This window comes from Pseudomonas sp. PB106, from assembly GCF_009764645.1.
Taxonomy (GTDB): Bacteria; Pseudomonadota; Gammaproteobacteria; order Pseudomonadales; family Pseudomonadaceae; genus Aquipseudomonas.
This window is the reverse complement of record NZ_RWIM01000157.1, coordinates 34,510-51,468: the sequence shown is the minus strand read 5'-3', so window position 1 is coordinate 51,468 and position 16,959 is coordinate 34,510. Positions and strand designations below refer to the sequence as shown.

At 60.3% G+C, this 16,959-nt stretch carries 16 protein-coding genes; 10 read left to right on the top strand and 6 right to left on the bottom strand.

Annotated features, from left to right (window positions below; genetic code table 11):
• The first annotated feature begins 73 nt into the window (after positions 1-73).
• Positions 74-718, top strand: a complete 645-nt coding sequence (yihA, locus tag EJA71_RS20535) for a ribosome biogenesis GTP-binding protein YihA/YsxC (RefSeq protein WP_158959399.1) — start codon at positions 74-76, stop codon at positions 716-718.
• Positions 719-999: 281 nt separating this feature from the next.
• Here the strand turns inward: yihA and polA are convergent, their stop codons facing one another.
• Entirely contained in the window at positions 1,000-3,804 is a 2,805-nt protein-coding gene (polA, locus tag EJA71_RS20530; protein WP_158959398.1) for a DNA polymerase I, read from the bottom strand.
• A 74-nt stretch (positions 3,805-3,878) separates the two neighbouring features.
• Here polA and EJA71_RS20525 point away from each other — a divergent pair, with 74 nt between their 5' ends.
• A complete protein-coding gene (locus tag EJA71_RS20525) occupies positions 3,879-4,175 on the top strand; it encodes a DUF2782 domain-containing protein (RefSeq protein WP_158959397.1) in 297 nt (98 codons plus the stop codon).
• Positions 4,176-4,236: 61 nt separating this feature from the next.
• Complete coding sequence (locus EJA71_RS20520) at positions 4,237-5,190, top strand: homoserine kinase (RefSeq protein WP_158959396.1); 954 nt, start codon at positions 4,237-4,239, stop codon at positions 5,188-5,190.
• A 91-nt stretch (positions 5,191-5,281) separates the two neighbouring features.
• Here the strand turns inward: EJA71_RS20520 and EJA71_RS20515 are convergent, their stop codons facing one another.
• Positions 5,282-6,202 (bottom strand): zinc ABC transporter substrate-binding protein, encoded by a 921-nt coding sequence (locus tag EJA71_RS20515; RefSeq protein ID WP_158959395.1) that lies wholly within the window; start codon positions 6,200-6,202, stop codon positions 5,282-5,284.
• Between the two features lie 66 nt (positions 6,203-6,268).
• Here EJA71_RS20515 and EJA71_RS20510 point away from each other — a divergent pair, with 66 nt between their 5' ends.
• From EJA71_RS20510 to EJA71_RS20495, 4 genes are read left to right on the top strand one after another with little or no spacing between them, the layout of a single operon-like run.
• The gene (locus EJA71_RS20510) at positions 6,269-6,751 is read left to right on the top strand and encodes a Fur family transcriptional regulator (protein ID WP_007911760.1); all 483 of its coding nucleotides are present in this window, start codon (positions 6,269-6,271) and stop codon (positions 6,749-6,751) included.
• The gene (znuC, locus tag EJA71_RS20505; protein WP_007911759.1) at positions 6,751-7,536 is read left to right on the top strand and encodes a zinc ABC transporter ATP-binding protein ZnuC; all 786 of its coding nucleotides are present in this window, start codon (positions 6,751-6,753) and stop codon (positions 7,534-7,536) included. Before EJA71_RS20510 ends, znuC begins: the two co-directional genes overlap by 1 nt.
• Complete coding sequence (gene znuB / locus EJA71_RS20500) at positions 7,529-8,317, top strand: zinc ABC transporter permease subunit ZnuB (RefSeq protein ID WP_008081222.1); 789 nt, start codon at positions 7,529-7,531, stop codon at positions 8,315-8,317. Before znuC ends, znuB begins: the two co-directional genes overlap by 8 nt.
• 37 nt (positions 8,318-8,354) lie before the next feature.
• On the top strand, positions 8,355-9,068 hold the full coding sequence (locus tag EJA71_RS20495; protein ID WP_158959394.1) for a PA5502 family lipoprotein: 714 nt from the start codon (positions 8,355-8,357) through the stop codon (positions 9,066-9,068).
• A 76-nt stretch (positions 9,069-9,144) separates the two neighbouring features.
• Here the strand turns inward: EJA71_RS20495 and katE are convergent, their stop codons facing one another.
• Entirely contained in the window at positions 9,145-11,286 is a 2,142-nt protein-coding gene (gene katE / locus EJA71_RS20490) for a catalase HPII (RefSeq protein WP_158959425.1), read from the bottom strand.
• A gap of 260 nt (positions 11,287-11,546) precedes the next feature.
• Here katE and EJA71_RS20485 point away from each other — a divergent pair, with 260 nt between their 5' ends.
• The 3 genes from EJA71_RS20485 (at position 11,547) to EJA71_RS20475 (ending at position 14,076) form a co-directional block, all read left to right on the top strand.
• Positions 11,547-12,554: a methionine ABC transporter ATP-binding protein gene (locus EJA71_RS20485; protein ID WP_158959393.1), complete on the top strand. Its 1,008-nt coding sequence runs from the start codon at positions 11,547-11,549 to the stop codon at positions 12,552-12,554.
• Positions 12,554-13,228 (top strand): methionine ABC transporter permease, encoded by a 675-nt coding sequence (locus tag EJA71_RS20480; RefSeq protein ID WP_016986455.1) that lies wholly within the window; start codon positions 12,554-12,556, stop codon positions 13,226-13,228. The genes EJA71_RS20485 and EJA71_RS20480 overlap by 1 nt, the downstream gene beginning before the upstream one ends.
• A gap of 77 nt (positions 13,229-13,305) precedes the next feature.
• Positions 13,306-14,076 carry a MetQ/NlpA family ABC transporter substrate-binding protein gene (locus tag EJA71_RS20475; protein ID WP_122593150.1) on the top strand — a complete coding sequence of 257 codons (771 nt, stop codon included), beginning with the start codon at positions 13,306-13,308 and terminating at the stop codon, positions 14,074-14,076.
• A gap of 280 nt (positions 14,077-14,356) precedes the next feature.
• Here the strand turns inward: EJA71_RS20475 and EJA71_RS20470 are convergent, their stop codons facing one another.
• Genes EJA71_RS20470 through EJA71_RS20460 form a run of 3 tightly spaced genes read right to left on the bottom strand, consistent with a single transcriptional unit; the run spans position 14,357 to position 16,955 of the window.
• Positions 14,357-14,992, bottom strand: a complete 636-nt coding sequence (locus EJA71_RS20470; protein WP_007911741.1) for an SCO family protein — start codon at positions 14,990-14,992, stop codon at positions 14,357-14,359.
• A complete protein-coding gene (gene cyoE / locus EJA71_RS20465; RefSeq protein WP_158959392.1) occupies positions 14,989-15,888 on the bottom strand; it encodes a heme o synthase in 900 nt (299 codons plus the stop codon). The genes EJA71_RS20470 and cyoE overlap by 4 nt, the downstream gene beginning before the upstream one ends.
• Entirely contained in the window at positions 15,876-16,955 is a 1,080-nt protein-coding gene (locus EJA71_RS20460) for a heme A synthase (protein ID WP_158959391.1), read from the bottom strand. The genes cyoE and EJA71_RS20460 overlap by 13 nt, the downstream gene beginning before the upstream one ends.
• Between the last annotated feature and the right edge of the window lie 4 nt (positions 16,956-16,959).

Below are 16,959 nucleotides of genomic sequence, written 5' to 3'. Positions count from 1 at the left end.
TACTGGCGTCACTGAAACGGAAGCGACACCGCGTTCCGCGCCCAATCCCGGCGCCGCCCACATCGGAAATCCCATGCAACTCAAGAATCCCATCCTCGGCCTGTGCCAACAGTCCACATTCATGCTCAGTGCCGCCAAAGTCGATCAATGCCCTGACGACGAAGGCTTCGAAGTAGCATTTGCCGGTCGTTCCAACGCCGGCAAATCCAGCGCGCTGAACACCCTGACTCACGCCAGCCTGGCGCGTACCTCGAAAACCCCGGGTCGCACACAGCTGTTGAACTTCTTCAAGCTAGACGAAGATCGCCGTCTGGTCGACCTGCCGGGCTACGGTTACGCAAAAGTACCGATCCCGCTGAAGATGCACTGGCAGCGTCACCTTGAGGCTTACCTCGGTGGCCGCGAGAGTTTGAAGGGTTTGATTCTTATGATGGACATCCGTCATCCAATGACCGACTTCGACCTGTTGATGCTCGACTGGGCCGTTGCGGCCGGCATGCCAATGCACATCCTGCTGACCAAGGCCGACAAGCTGACCTACGGCGCAGCCAAGAACACCCTGCTCAAAGTGCAGTCGGAAATCCGCAAGGGTTGGGGCGATCAAGTCACCATCCAGCTGTTCTCGGCGCCAAAACGCATGGGCCTGGAAGAGGCCTACACTGTATTGGCAGGCTGGATGGAACTGGCTGACAAAGGTGCTGAATTGCCTGCTGAGTAAATCGCAGGCAAAAAAAGCCCCGGATTTCATTGGGGAGGGAGAAATTCCGGGGTTTAAGTTCCGAACCGCTAGGGCGGGGTTCAGATATCTGCCAACACTTAACACAACATAGGAGCATCGAAGGGCTTCACCAGCCATTCAGTATCTCTGAGTGGTGTCCTTCCAGATTAGTTCAGATTTTTTTCAAAAAGCTTTGGAATAATCCCAAGCGCTTTTAGAAATAAGCAGGTTTTACCGGCGCCGCCGCGACATCAGGTCGCGGCAGACCGACATCAGATGGCTCAGTGAGCCTCATCCCAATTGTTGCCCACACCGACTTCGACCAGCAGCGGCACATCCAGTTTCGCCGCTTCGCTCATGTGTACGCGGATCTCGGCGCTGACCTGTTCGACCAGATCCTCACGAACCTCCAGCACCAGTTCATCGTGCACTTGCAGGATGACTTTGGCGTCCAGCCCGGACGTCGCCAGCCAGTTATCCACCGCGACCATGGCTTTCTTGATGATGTCGGCAGCGGTGCCCTGCATCGGCGCGTTGATCGCCGTGCGTTCGGCGGCGGCGCGTTCCTGCGGCTTGTTCGAGTTGATCTCCGGCAGGTACAGACGACGACCGAAGAAGGTCTCGACATAACCCTGATCCGCTGCCTGCGCGCGGGTGCGATCCATGTACTCGCGAACCCCCGGATAGCGGGCGAAGTAGGTGTCGATGTAAGCCTTCGCGGTCTTGGTGTCGACGCCGATGTCCTTGCCGAGTTTCTGCGCACCCATGCCATAGATCAGGCCGAAGTTGATCGCCTTGGCACCCCGGCGCTGGTCCGAGCTCACTTCGTTGAGCTCGACCTTGAACACTTCGGCGGCGGTGGCGGTGTGCACGTCGAGATTATTGCGGAAGGCGTTCATCAGGCCTTCGTCTTTGGACAGGTGCGCCATGATCCGCAGTTCGATCTGCGAATAGTCCGCCGCCAGCAGTTTGTAGCCCTTCGGCGCGACGAATGCCTGACGAATGCGTCGGCCTTCAGCGGTCCGCACCGGGATGTTCTGCAGGTTCGGATCGCTGGAGGACAAGCGACCGGTCGACGCCACAGCCTGGTGATACGAGGTGTGAATGCGCCCGGTGCGCGGGTTGATCTGCTCCGGCAGGCGATCGGTGTAGGTGCTTTTCAACTTGCTCATCGAACGGTGCTCCATCAGCACCTTCGGCAAGCGGTGATCGTCTTCGGCGAGTTTCGCCAGCACTTCTTCGGCGGTGGACGGCTGACCCTTGGCGGTCTTCTTCAGCACCGGCAGGCCGAGTTTCTCGTAGAGAATCACGCCCAACTGCTTCGGCGAGCCGAGGTTGAATGCTTCCCCGGCGATCTCGAACGCTTCGCGCTCCAGCGCGACCATTTTGTCGCCCAACTCGATGCTCTGCACGCCCAGCAGTGCCGCATCAACGTACGCGCCTTGGCGCTCGATGCGCGCCAGCACCGGCACCAGCGGAATCTCGATGTCGGTCAGCACGCTGGCCAGGCTCGGGATGGCGCTGAGTTTTTCGAACAGAGTCTGGTGCAGACGCAACGTGATGTCAGCGTCTTCGGCGGCGTACGGGCCTGCCTGTTCCAGGGCGATCTGGTCGAAAGTCAGCTGCTTGGCGCCTTTGCCGGCGATGTCCTGGAAGCTCACAGTCGTGTGATCCAGGTACTTCTGCGCGAGGCTGTCCATGTCGTGGCGAGTGGCGGTGGAGTTGAGCACGTAGGACTCAAGCATCGTGTCGAAGGCGATGCCGCGCACGGTGATGCCTTGGTTCTGATCGCCGCCGATGGCGCAATTGGCCAGGATATTCATGTCGAACTTGGCGTGCTGGCCAACCTTGAGCTTGCTCGGGTCTTCGAGAATCGGTTTCAGCGCGCGCAGCACGGTGTCGCGATCCAGCTGCTCCGGCACGCCGATGTACGAGTGGGTCAGCGGAATGTACGCGGCTTCGTTGGCCTGCACGGCGAACGACAGACCGACCAGTTGCGCCTGCTGTGCGTCGATGCCGGTGGTTTCGGTGTCGAAAGCGAACAGCTTGGCGTTGTTCAATTTTTCCAGCCAGACGTCGAACCGTGCCTGATCGAGGATGGTTTCGTAAGCGGCTTCAGCAGGAGCGGCGGGCGCTTCGTCCGCTGGCGCGCTGAACAGATCGCCGGCCGGCGCAGGCTCGGCGGCTGCGCTCAATTCCAGACGTTTGGCGTCGCGATCCAGATCATTGATCCAGCTTTTGAATTCCAGCAGCGAGTACAGCTCGTAGAGCTTGGCCGGGTCTTCTGCGCCCATCTGCAAGTCATCGAGTTCGATGTCCAGCGGCACATCGATCTTGATGGTCGCCAGTTGGTAGGAGAGGAACGCCATCTCCTTGTGCTCTTCGAGCTTGGCCGGCAGGGTTTTCGCGCCGCGAATCGGCAGGGTGGGGACGATGTCGAGATTGGCGTACAGCTCGGTGAGGCCGCCGTTGACCCCGACCAACAGGCCGGACGCGGTTTTCGGGCCGATGCCCGGAACGCCCGGAATGTTGTCGGACGAATCGCCCATCAGTGCCAGATAATCGATGATCTGCTCCGGAGCGACGCCAAATTTCTCCTTCACGCCTTCCACGTCCATCGAACTACCGGACATGGTGTTGACCAAGGTAATGTGGCCATCGACCAGTTGCGCCATGTCCTTGTCGCCGGTGGAGATGATCACCGGGCGATCCGCCGCCGCGCTGCTGCGCGCCAGGGTGCCGATGACGTCGTCGGCCTCGACGCCTTCCACGCACAGCAGCGGGAAACCGAGGGCGATCACGCTCTGGTGCAGCGGCTCGATCTGCACGCGCATGTCGTCAGGCATGCTTGGGCGGTTGGCTTTGTATTCGGCGTACATCTCATCGCGAAATGTCCCGCCCTTGGCGTCGAACACCACGGCGAACGGGCTGTCCGGGTACTGCTTGCGCAGACTCTTGAGCATGTTCAGCACGCCTTTGACCGCACCGGTCGGCAGGCCTTTGGAGGTGGTCAGTGGTGGCAGCGCGTGAAACGCGCGGTACAGGTAAGACGAACCGTCCACCAGGACGAGGGGGGCTTGGCTCATGAGCAGGATCAACCTTTTCGGCGGGTCCGGCGCTAGAATAGCGGGACCGTTGACGACAAAGGGACAAGGTTATCATGCGTACGTTAAATCGCTTGCTGCTGGTCGGTCTGATTGCTGTCTCACCGTTGGCCGCGATGGCGGCGGATGATGCGCCCGCCTCGGAGCCGGAAGTTACGATCAACACGCACACGGAAGGCGACAAGGTCATTCAGGAATACAGTCGCAGTGGCTTCGTCTATGCGATCAAGGTCACGCCGAAGGGTGGCAAACCGTATTTCCTGGTGCGCGCTGATGGTACGGACGCGAACTACATTCGATCCGACCAGCCGGATATGCTGATTCCGTCGTGGGAAATCTTTACCTGGAAGTAAGATTCCCGACTTTTAATCGGCGTCGCGTGAGCGCGACGCCTGAACTGAGCAGTTTTTAACCATGTCTGTGTTCACTCCCCTGGCTCGGCCCGAGCTGGAAACCTTTCTCGCCCCTTACGGGCTTGGCCGTCTGCTTGATTTCCAGGGGATCGCCGCCGGCAGCGAAAACACCAACTTCTTTATCAGCCTGGAGCAGGGCGAATTCGTTCTGACCCTGGTCGAGCGCGGCCCGGTGCAGGAAATGCCGTTCTTCATCGACCTGCTCGACGTGCTCCATGACGCCGATCTGCCGGTGCCGTATGCACTGCGCACCACCGACGGCGTGGCGCTGCGTGAGCTGAAAGGCAAACCGGCGCTGCTGCAACCGCGCCTGTCCGGCAAGCACATCAAGGTCGCCAATGCCCAGCATTGCGCGCAGGTCGGCGAATTGCAGGCGCATCTGCACCTGGCGACCCAAGGCGAGCGCATGATCAAGCGCAAGACCGACCGTGGTCTGGACTGGATGCTGGAGGAGGGCACGGAGCTGCTCTCGCACCTGAGCGATGAGCCGCGTGCCTTGCTGCAAAAGGCGCTGGATGAAATCACCGAGCGCAAAGACAAGATTCTCGCGCTGCCTCGGGCGAACATTCATGCCGACCTGTTCCGCGACAACGCGATGTTCGAAGGTACGCACCTGACCGGGCTGATCGACTTTTACAACGCCTGTTCAGGGCCGATGCTCTACGACGTGGCGATTGCCTTGAACGACTGGTGTTCGGACGAGGACGGTTTGATCGATGGGCCGCGTGCTCGCGCGTTCCTTGGCGCCTATGCAGCGCTGCGCCCGTTCACGGCGGCGGAGGCTGAGTTGTGGCCAACAATGTTGCGCGTGGCCTGTGTGCGGTTCTGGCTGTCGCGGTTGATCGCGGCGGAGCAGTTTGCCGGGCAGGACGTGTTGATTCACGATCCAAAAGAGTTTGAGCAGCGCTTGGCGCAGCGGCAGCAGGTCAATACACCTTTGCCTTTCGCCCTTTAAAAGCTTCGCGAGCAGGCTCGCTCCCACAGGATTTCGGTGATTCTGTGGGAGCGAGCCTGCTCGCGAATGGGGGCAACACCTAAGCCGGGGATTACAGAGATTCCAGGCATCCCGCCAAATCATTACCCAACTTCTCCAACACCTGCTCATACCCCTGAGCCGTCGCCGGGGTGTACCCGCCCAACGCATCCAGCTCTGCCAGTTTCACCGGCAGACCCGCCACCAGCGTCTCCGCCAGACGCGGACGCAACGGTGGCTCACTGAACACACAAGTCTTGCCGACTTCCTGCAAACGCTTGCGCATCGCCGCGACATGCTGCGCGCCCGGCTGCACTTCCGCCGCCACGCTGAACACGCCGGTGTGCTTCAGGCCATAAGCCTCTTCAAAATAATCAAACGCCTCGTGAAAGACGAAATACGGCTTGCCTTCAACACTGGCCAGACGCTGCTTCAGGCGCTGATCGAGTGCATCCAGACGCTCATCAAACGCCTTGGCATTGCTCTGATAGCGCTCGGCATTCGCCGGATCTGCGGCGCTCAAGTCAGCGGCCATCTTGTCGGCGATCACCCGCGCATTCACCGGCGATAACCATAAATGCGCATCCAGCGTGCCAGGACGATGATCGTGATCATGCTCGTCGGCGTCTTCGGCGTGGGAATGGCTGTCTTCAGCGAAGCGGCGCAGTTTCATCCCCGGCAGATCCTGCACCGCCACGCTCGGCAGCGTACGACCGTTCAGCACGCGCGGCAGGAAACCTTCCATGTCCGGGCCGATCCAGTAGAGCAGATCGACCGACTGCACCTTCCGTACGTCGGATGGCCGCAGCGCGTAATTGTGCGGCGAGGCGCCCGGCGGCAGCAGCACTTCGGGAATCGCCACGCCGTCCTGCACGGCCGCTGCAATCAGCTGCAACGGCTTGATGCTGGTGAGGACTTTGACCTCGGCCTGAGCCGAACCGATCAACAGAAAACTGGCGACAAAAGCCACAAAAACAGAAAAAAGTCGGGACACGATGACCACTCAAGGAGGCGAGAACGGGTAACATAATAACGTCTCTATCAAAACTCGTCGCCGCCCATGCCTATTACACCGATTGCCAGCCGTCCCCACGACCACTCACATTGCGTGCACAGCGCTCTGTCCGAGGCCGATACCTTGTGCGCCCAGAAAGGCTTGCGCCTGACCGCGTTGCGCCGCCGGGTGCTGGAATTGGTGTGGCAAAGCCACAAGCCGTTGGGTGCCTATGACATTCTCGCCGTGCTCAGCGAGCAGGATGGCCGCCGCGCTGCGCCGCCAACCGTCTACCGCGCGCTGGATTTTCTCTTGGAAAACGGCTTGGTACACCGCATCTCCTCGCTCAACGCCTTCGTCGGCTGCGTGCACCCGGAACACGCGCATCAGGGCCAGTTCCTGATCTGCCGCGATTGTCACGCCGCCATCGAACTTGAGCAAAAAGTGATCAGCGACGCGATCATCAACAGCGCCAAAGACGTTGGTTTCATCGTCGAAGCGCAGACCGTCGAAGTCGTCGGCCTGTGCTCCGGTTGCCAGGGGGCTTGATGAGCAATGCGTTGATCCGTCTGGAACAGGTCGCCGTCACATTTGCCGGGCAGGCTGTGCTGGACAACATCGAGCTGAGCGTCGAGCCGGGGCAGATCGTCACCCTGATCGGCCCTAACGGTGCCGGCAAGACCACGCTGGTGCGCGCCGTGCTTGGCTTGCTCAAGCCGGACAGCGGCAGCGTCTGGCGCAAGCCGAAGCTGCGTGTCGGCTACATGCCGCAAAAACTCCACGTTGATCCGACCTTGCCGCTGTCGGTGCTGCGCTTTCTGCGCCTGGTGCCGGGCGTTGACCGCCCGCGTGCGTTGGCGGCGCTGAAAGAAGTCGGCGCCGAGCACGTTATCGACAGCCCGGTGCAAAGCGTTTCCGGTGGTGAAATGCAGCGCGTGCTGCTGGCGCGAGCACTGCTGCGCGAACCGGAATTGCTGGTGCTCGACGAGCCGGTGCAAGGCGTCGACGTCGCCGGCCAAGCCGAGTTGTACAGCCTGATCACCCGGCTGCGTGACCGCCATGGTTGCGGTGTGTTGATGGTGTCCCACGATTTGCATTTGGTGATGAGCACCACCGACCAAGTGGTCTGCCTCAACCGTCACGTCTGCTGCTCCGGGCATCCCGAGCAAGTCAGCGGCGATCCGGCGTTCGTCGAGTTGTTCGGCAAGAACGCGCAGAGCCTGGCGGTTTATCACCACCATCACGACCACGCTCACGACCTGCACGGTTCGGTGGTCAAAGGGCCGGTCATTGGCCAACCTCACGTTCACGGAGACAACTGCAAGCATGGCTGATTTTCTGTTGTATGCCCTGCTTGCAGGTCTGGCGCTGGCACTGGTGGCCGGGCCGCTCGGTTCGTTTGTGGTCTGGCGGCGCATGGCCTATTTCGGCGACACCTTGTCCCACGCCGCGTTGCTCGGTGTGGCTTTGGGCTTTTTGCTGGATGTCAGCCCGACGGTGGCTGTGACGGTCGGTTGCCTGCTGCTGGCGGTGTTGCTGGTGACTTTGCAACAGCGTCAACCGCTGGCGTCCGACACGCTTTTGGGAATTCTCGCACCCAGCACGCTCTCTCTCGGCTTGGTGGTACTAAGCTTCATGCATGAAGTGCGGATCGACCTGATGGCCTATCTGTTCGGCGACCTGCTGGCGATCAGTCCGACCGACCTGGCGTGGATCCTCGGCGGCAGCGCGGCGGTGCTGGTGTTGCTGGTGACGCTGTGGCGGCCGTTGCTGGCAATCACCGTGCACGAAGAGCTGGCCAAGGTTGAAGGCCTGCCGGTCGCTGGCCTGCGCATGGCGCTGATGCTGCTGATTGCGGTGGTGATCGCCGTGGCGATGAAAATCGTCGGTGTGTTGCTGATTACTTCGCTGCTGATCATCCCGGCGGCTGCGGCACAGCGTCACGCCCGTTCGCCCGAGCAGATGGCGGTGGGCGCGAGCCTGCTGGGCATGCTCGCGGTGTGTGGCGGGCTGGCGTTGTCGTGGTTCAAGGACACCCCGGCTGGGCCATCAATCGTTGTGACGGCGGCCGCACTGTTTCTGTTGAGTTTTGTTCTGCCCCGTCGTGGGGTGTAGACTTGGCCGCTTTTTGCGCAAATAGAGAGTCGCAGGAATGAAGCCGTTCGCCTCCCGTTATCTGCTCCTTGTCGCATTTTCAGTGCTGCTGGGCGCCTGCCAAAGCACGCCGCCGGTGGCTGAAGTCCCCGATGCGCGGGCTACGGCCATCGCACAGCTGGAGCAAAGCCTGGCCAGCAGCGAACTGGCCACTGCCGAAGACCAGTTGGCCGTTTTGCAGAAAGAAACCCCAAACGACCAATCCCTTGAGCAATATCAGCGGCAGCTTGCCGAAGCGTATCTGCGTCGCAGCCAGATCGTGCTGCAGAAGGGAGATGTGAATGCGGCCGCCACTGCATTGAGCCGCGCCCGTGCGCTGATGCCGAAAGCCCCGGCGCTGACCGGTGGCGTTAACGGTGCCATTACCGAAGCGCGCAAGGCTGAACTGGAAAAGGCTGAAGCCGCGCTGTTGGCCGCCGAGGCCAAGCCGAAAGCCAAGGTGATCGATCCGACTGCCGAGAGCACCACGGTGGCGTTGAATATCACCGATAGCCGCAAACTTCGCCGGCAACTGGATGCCATCGCCGCCGATGTGGTGAATTATGAGTGTGCCGTTACGATTCAGGCACCACGCACGAATGACTATCCATGGTTGGCCACGTTGCTGACCAAGCGGGTGAAGAAGTTGAATCCGGATTTTGATCTGAAGATTGAGAAGCAGATCGTGCGTACAGTGCCGGCGCAGATGGTTCTGAGTCCGCGTAAACCGTAAAAAAGATCGCAGCCTGCGTCAGCTCCTACACATTCATTCCCTGTAGGAGCTGCCGAAGGCTGCGATCTTTTGCTTTTTACGCAGGAATGGCTTTCGCCTTAGGCTCCCGATCCCAAACCCGATGCTGCCCGATCGCCGCAAAGAACGGCTTGGTCAACGACGGCACATCCTTGCCCTGCAGCAAACCAGCATCCGCCTCCAGCTTCAGCAGATCCTGCAACTGCTTGGCATCCCCGTGTAGCGCAATCGCCTTCAAGTGCTTGTACGCCTCCAGCAGGTAATGCAACGCCACGCCGTCGCCGCTCAACGCCTTGACCGACGCCGCGCCACCCGGCACAAACACCGCATCGAAGATCACTGATGGCATGCCTTCCATGGACGCATCCACAGGCAACATCTTGCCGTCCGCGGTCTTCACCGGCGCCGAAGTCGGGCCGAGCAATTTCGCATGCGCACCTTCGGCGGCCAACGCCTTCTTCATTGCATCAATCGCTGCACCATCAACACCGTTCGCGGCAAGAATCGCCACTTTTCGGGTTTTGATGTTCTCTGGCAGCAAATTCGCCTGACTCAGCGACGGCGAGTGATCGAACGACACCTTGCGCACATCCACCGTGCCTTTGCTCGGCGCCGGTAGACCCAGGTTGGCCGCGACACGCTTGGCCAGTTCCAGATCGATGTTGGCGAGAATCTCGTTCACTTCCCGCGCACGGATAAATTCACGCTCTACTTTGCCCAACTCGAAGCTATAGGCCGCAATGATGTGCTCTTTCTCATGGTCGCTCATGCTGTTGAAGAACAAGGTCGCCTGAGAAAAGTGATCGCTGAACGATTCGCTGCGCTGGCGGATCTTGTTGGCATCGATGCGCTCTGGATAACTCTCGAAACCACCGTCCTGCGCGGCCGGCGGTGTCTCTTTCGGCCAGCCGCCATCAATCGAGTTCGGCTCGTAGGAAGCACGGCCCTTGTCGATCACCGTACGGTGCTGCGCATCGCGCTGGCCATTGTGGAACGGCGCCACCGGGCGGTTGATCGGCAGCTCATGAAAGTTCGGCCCACCGAGTCGGCTGATTTGCGTATCGGTGTAGGAAAACAGCCGACCTTGCAGCAGCGGGTCGTTGGAGAAGTCGATGCCCGGCACGATGTGCCCAGGGCAGAACGCAACCTGCTCGGTCTCGGCAAAGAAGTTGTCCGGGTTGCGGTTCAAGGTCATTTTGCCCAGCGGCGTGATCGGCACGATTTCTTCGGGGATCAGCTTGGTCGGGTCGAGGATGTCGAAATCGAAGTCGTGCTCGTTTTCCTCTTCGATGATCTGCACACCGAGTTCCCATTCCGGGTAGTCGCCCATCTCGATCGCTTCCCAGAGGTCGCGACGGTGATAGTCGGTGTCCTTACCGGCGAGCTTCTGCGCCTCGTCCCACACCAGCGAACAAGTGCCGGCAGTAGGGCGCCAGTGGAATTTGACGAAGCGTGATTTGCCTTCAGCGTTGATCAACCGGAAGGTGTGCACACCGAAGCCCTGCATGCTGCGCAGGCTTTTCGGGATAGCGCGGTCGGACATCGCCCAGATGACCATGTGCGCCGATTCCGGCACCAGTGAGACGAAGTCCCAGAAGGTATCGTGGGCCGAGCCGCCGGTAGGGATTTCATTGTGCGGCTCGGGTTTCACCGCGTGGACGAAGTCGGGAAACTTGATCGCGTCCTGAATGAAAAACACCGGCATGTTGTTGCCGACCAGATCGAAGTTGCCTTCATCGGTAAAGAACTTCACCGCGAAACCGCGCACGTCGCGTACGGTGTCGCCGGAACCACGCGGGCCCTGCACCGTGGAAAAGCGCACGAACACCGGCGTCTTTTTCCCCGGATCCTGTAGGAAACCGGCCTTGGTCAGCGTCGAATGGTTCTCGTAGGCTTGAAAGAAACCATGGGCGCCGGTGCCGCGTGCGTGAACGATGCGCTCTGGAATTCGCTCATGGTCAAAATGCGTGATCTTTTCCCGCATGATGAAGTCTTCCAGCAATGACGGTCCGCGCGGGCCGGCCTTGAGGGTGTTTTGGTTGTCGGCGATTTTCACGCCTTGATTCGTGCGCAGGGCCTGGCCGGTGGCGTCGGAGCGAAACTTCTCGAGGCTGTCGAGTTTGGCGTTGGTGTTGGCGCGATCCGGTGTATCGGTTCCGGCCATCTGGCTTTTGTCGGACGTAGGCTTCTTGCTCATCAGTCGTAAACTCCTCGGTTGACCCCGATGCTTGCCGGGGACTCTTGAGTGGTTCCCAGGCACGGCACCCAGGGTTTTCAAGTCGCTTAACTAGTGACTGATGGGCTGCTTTGGACGTTCCTTTTTTATGACCTTTGATCTTGTTATTGCCAAATCGAAGGTTAATTGCGAAATAAATGCTAAGAACCTCTATACGGACAGGCTAAAATGCGCGCCCGGCTAACCGCTGATCCTTTTCTAACGCGCCCCACAAGGTTCGCTACGTGATCGAGTTTCAAAACGTCCACAAGACTTACCGCGTCGCCGGTAAGGACATTCCCGCGCTGCATCCGACCAGTCTCTCTATCGAGAACGGGCAGGTGTTCGGCCTGATCGGCCATTCGGGCGCGGGCAAAAGTACCCTGCTGCGCCTGATCAATCGCCTGGAAGACTCCAGTGGCGGCAAGATCTTTGTCGACGGTGAAGAAGTCACCGCGCTGGACGCTAACGGTCTGCGCCGTTTCCGCCAGCAAGTCGGGATGATCTTCCAGCACTTCAACCTGCTCGCCTCCAAGACCGTGGCCGACAACGTAGCGTTGCCGCTGACCCTGGCCGGTGAACTGTCGAGCAGCGACATCGACAAGCGCGTCGCCGAGTTGCTGGCGCGGGTCGGCCTGTCCGATCACGCCAGGAAGTACCCGGCGCAATTGTCCGGTGGCCAGAAGCAGCGCGTCGGCATCGCTCGCGCCCTGGCGACCAAGCCGAAGATTCTGCTGTGCGACGAGGCCACCAGTGCCCTCGACCCGCAGACCACCGCGTCGGTCCTGCAACTGCTGGCCGAGATCAACCGCGAACTGAAGCTGACTATCGTCCTGATCACCCACGAGATGGACGTGATCCGTCGCGTCTGCGATCAAGTGGCGGTGATGGATGCTGGCGTGATTGTTGAGCAAGGTTCGGTGGCCGATGTGTTCCTGCATCCAAAACACCCGACCACCAAGCGTTTCGTCCAGGAAAGCGAGCAGGTCGACGAGAGCGAGCAGCGCGATGACTTCGCTCACGTGCCGGGCCGCATCGTGCGTCTGACCTTCCAGGGCGAAGCGACCTACGCGCCGTTGCTCGGTACTGTCGCCCGGGAAACCGGCGTCGATTACAGCATCCTCGCCGGACGCATCGACCGCATCAAAGACATTCCGTACGGGCAATTGACCCTCGCCGTCACCGGTGGCGACATGGAAGCGGCGTTCGCCCGCTTTACCGCCGCTGATGTTCACATGGAGGTATTGCGCTAATGGAAGACCTGATCAGTTTCTTCACCAACATCGACTGGTACGAAATCTGGCTGGCCACCGGCGACACGATGCTGATGCTCGGTGGTTCGCTGCTGTTCACCGTGTTGCTCGGCCTGCCGCTGGGGGTGCTGCTGTTCCTTTGCAGCCCGCGCCAGTTGCTGGAAAACCGTGGCCTCTACGCGTTCATGTCGCTGGCCGTGAACATCCTGCGTTCGCTGCCGTTCATTATTCTGTTGATCGTGATGATCCCGTTCACCGTGCTGATTACCGGCACTTCGCTGGGCGTGGCCGGTGCGATTCCGCCATTGGTAGTCGGCGCGACGCCATTCTTTGCGCGACTGGTGGAAACCGCGCTGCGTGAAGTCGATCGCGGCATCATCGAGGCGACCCAGTCGATGGGCGCGACCACGCGGCAGATCATCATGAACGCCTTGCTGCCGGAAGCCCGCCCGGGCATCTTCGCGGCGATTACGGTGACGGCGATTACACTGGTGTCCTACACGGCAATGGCCGGTGTGGTCGGCGCCGGTGGTCTGGGTGACCTGGCCATTCGTTTCGGCTACCAGCGTTTCCAGACTGACGTGATGATCGTCACTGTGGTGTTGCTGTTGATTCTGGTGCAAGTGCTGCAGATGGTGGGCGACCGGTTGGTCGTGCATTTCTCGCGCAAATAACCGGTTTTGTAATCAAGAGATGAGCCGGCCATTCGCTGGCAGGCGCCAGACGGGCGCTTTGAAAAGGAGTTAGCTGAATGAAAAAACTGATCGCTGCTTTCGCTGCCGTTGCAGCATTCTCGGCCCACGCCGAAACCTTGACCGTGGCCGCTACCCCGGTGCCGCACGCAGAAATCCTCGAGTTCGTGAAGCCGGCGCTGGCCAAAGAAGGCGTGGATCTGAAGGTCAAGGTCTTCACCGACTACATTCAGCCAAACGTACAGGTCGCCGAAAAGCGTCTGGACGCCAACTTCTTCCAGCACCAGCCGTACCTCGATGAGTTCAACAAGGCCAAGGGCACCGACCTGGTCGCCGTGACCGGTGTGCACTTGGAGCCGCTGGGCGCTTACTCGAGCAAGCTCAAGGATCTGAAGGATCTGCCAAGCGGCGCTAACGTGGTGATCCCGAACGACGCCACCAACGGCGGCCGTGCGCTGTTGCTGCTGGCCAAGGCTGGCGTGATCACGTTGAAGGATCCGACCAACATTCTGTCGACCGTCAAAGACATCGCGACAAACCCGAAAGACCTGAAGATCCGTGAACTGGAAGCCGCGACCATCCCGCGCGTGCTGACCCAGGTTGACCTGGCGCTGATCAACACCAACTACGCGCTGGAAGCCAAGCTCGATCCGTCCAAGGATGCGCTGGTGATCGAAGGTAATGACTCGCCGTATGTGAACATCCTCGTGTCCCGCCCGGACAACAAGGACAGCGACGCGATGAAGAAACTGGCTGCAGCCCTGCACAGCCCGGAAGTGAAGCAATTCATCACCGAGAAGTACAAAGGTGCGGTATTGCCGGCGTTCTGATTTAGATTGCAGCAACGAAAAGGGGACGCCATGAGCGTCCCCTTTTTTGTGTCTGGTGAATGGCTTTTGACCTGCTGTGAAGCTTCCCCTCACCCCAGCCCTCTCCCGGAGGGAGAGGGGGCCGACCGAGGTGTCTGGCGTCATACATCGACCTGAAAGATCCATTCGATCATGGATTCAAAGCAGCACGTTCATTTCTGCGTAATTCTTGAATATCCCCCATTCGGTCCCCTCTCCCTTTGGGAGAGGGTTAGGGTGAGGGGCTTTTGACTGTAGGCGATTACTTGCGGTTAAGCATGACCGGGAGTTGCGCCACCAGTTTGGCGTTGTTCAGCGGCGCACGAATAAAGCCACGCTGGGTGCCATCCGGGCCGATCACGGCGAGGTTGCCGCTATGGTCGACGGTGTAATTCGGCTTGCTCGTATCGGCCGGAATAAACGGAATACTCACCGCATTCGCGACCTTCTGCAGCTCTTCAATCGAGGTCGGCGTGAGGCCGACAAACTGCGGATCAAAGTAGCCCAGATACTGCTTCAACTGCTTCGGGTTATCGCGGTTCGGGTCAACGCTCACCAGCACGATCTGCAATTTATCCACAGCGTCTTTCGGCAGTTCACTCTTGATCTGCCGCAGCTGCGCCAGTGTGGTCGGGCAGATGTCCGGGCAGAAGGTGTAGCCAAAGAACAGCAGGCTCCACTTGCCTTTCAGCTCGTTGATCGCCACCGGTTTGCCGTCCTGATCGGTCATCGTCACGTCCGGCAAATTACGGCTCTGCGGCAGCAGGATGATGCCGGCGTCGATCAGCGCGGTGGGGTCGCCCTGGCCCTTGCCGCTCAGCACTTTGTTGACGGTAAGTCCCAGGATCAGCGCGATCACGGCGACGAGAATGAAGACGGTTTTCTGGGTTCGAGTCATAGGTTCAACAGTAAGTAGTGGTCTACGAGCAGGGCGATGAACAACAGGAACAAGTACCAAATAGAGTACTTGAAGGTGTTGATCGCCGCGTGCGGCCGAGTGCCACGGTACAGCACCACGGCCCATTGCAGAAACCTTGCGCCCAGACCCAGTGCGCACATCAGGTAGAGCACGCCGCTCATGTGGATCACGTACGGCAGCAGACTCACCGCCAGCAGCGCAAACGTGTACAGCAGAATATGCACCTTGGTGTAGTGCTCGCCGTGGGTGACCGGCAGCATCGGGATGTCGGCCTTGGCGTATTCCTCTTTGCGATGAATCGCCAGCGCCCAGAAGTGCGGCGGCGTCCAGGCAAAGATGATCAGCACCAGTAACAACGGTTCGGCGCTGACGTGGCCGGTGGCAGCGGTCCAGCCGAGCAGCGGCGGGGCGGCGCCGGCGAGGCCGCCGATGACGATGTTCTGCGGCGTCGCACGTTTGAGAAACCCGGTGTAGATCACCGCGTAACCGAGCAGCGAAGCGAGGGTCAGCCAAGCGGTCAGCGGATTGGTGAACGTCAGCAACAAGGCCTGACCGAGCAGCGCCAACACCAGTGCAAACGTCAGCGCCGCCGCCGGCGAAACCCGGCCCTCGGCCAGCGGTCGTTTGTGCGTGCGCGCCATCACTGCATCGATGCGCCGATCCACCACATGATTGACCGCCGCCGCGCCGCCCGCACACAGGGCAATCCCCAGATTGCCGAACACCAGCACCGTCCACGGCACCCCGGCGCGGGTGGCGAGAAACATACCAACCAGCGAGGTGATCAGCATCAGCACCACGACTTTCGGTTTGGTCAGCTCCAGATAATCGCGCCAGATCGCCTGATGCGGACGTTCGCCAATCAGAATCGCCACGGCGTTTCTCCTTTAATAGTGATGGGCGCGGCGGAATTTTTGCGCGGGCTCAGGCGCCAGCGTGCGAGCACCGGTTGTTTGACCCGGACCAGGCTGGTACGCGCGTGATAGTTGACGAGCACCATCGTCAGTAACAGCGCCGCACCGCCAGCGTTATGTGCGACCGCCACGGGCAGCGGTAGATGGAACAACACGTTGCTGATGCCGAGGGTGATCTGCGCCGCGAGCGCAATCAGCACCAGACCGGCCAGCCGCGTCATGCCGACCACTTTCAATTGCCACGCGAGACCGAGCAGCACCAGCGTCACCAGCAAAGCGCCGATCCGGTGAGTCAGGTGAATCGCCGTGCGTGCATCACTGTCGAGTTGCCCGCCCAGATAATTCGGACCGATGTGTTGAGTCAGATGAAACCCATTGGCGAAATCCGCTGGCGGCAGCCATTGCCCGTGGCACGTAGGGAAGTCAATGCACGCCACCGCCGCGTAGTTGGAACTGACCCAGCCACCCAGCGCGATCTGACCAATCACCAACAGCAATCCCGCCGTCGCCCAATACTGCAAACGCTTGGGCACGGTCAGCGCCGGAAGCACGCCGGACAATCTAAGCGTCAGCAAAAACAACAAACTCAACGTCGCAAAACCGCCGAGCAGATGCCCGGTGACCACTTGTGGCCAGAGCTTGAGCGTCACCGTCCACATGCCGAACGCCGCTTGCGCAAACACCACCGCCAGCAGAAACAGCGGCAGCTTCAACGGCTGCCCCGGATGACGACGATTGACCCAAGCACGCCCGGCGAGAATCGAAATCAGCAGGCCGAGGGTGCCGGCGAAGTAGCGGTGGATCATCTCGTTCCAGCCCTTGTGCGCCTCCACCGGCGAGTCGGGGTAATGCAGTTCGGCATGGGCCAGTTGCGCTTCGCTTTTCGGCACGCTGATAAAACCGTAGCAGCCCGGCCAGTCCGGACAGCCGAGGCCAGCGTGGGTCAGGCGCGTATAGGCGCCGAGCAGCACCACAATCAGGGCCAGCAGGGTGGCAAACAGCGCGAGGCGAAATCCAGGTTTGGCCATGACG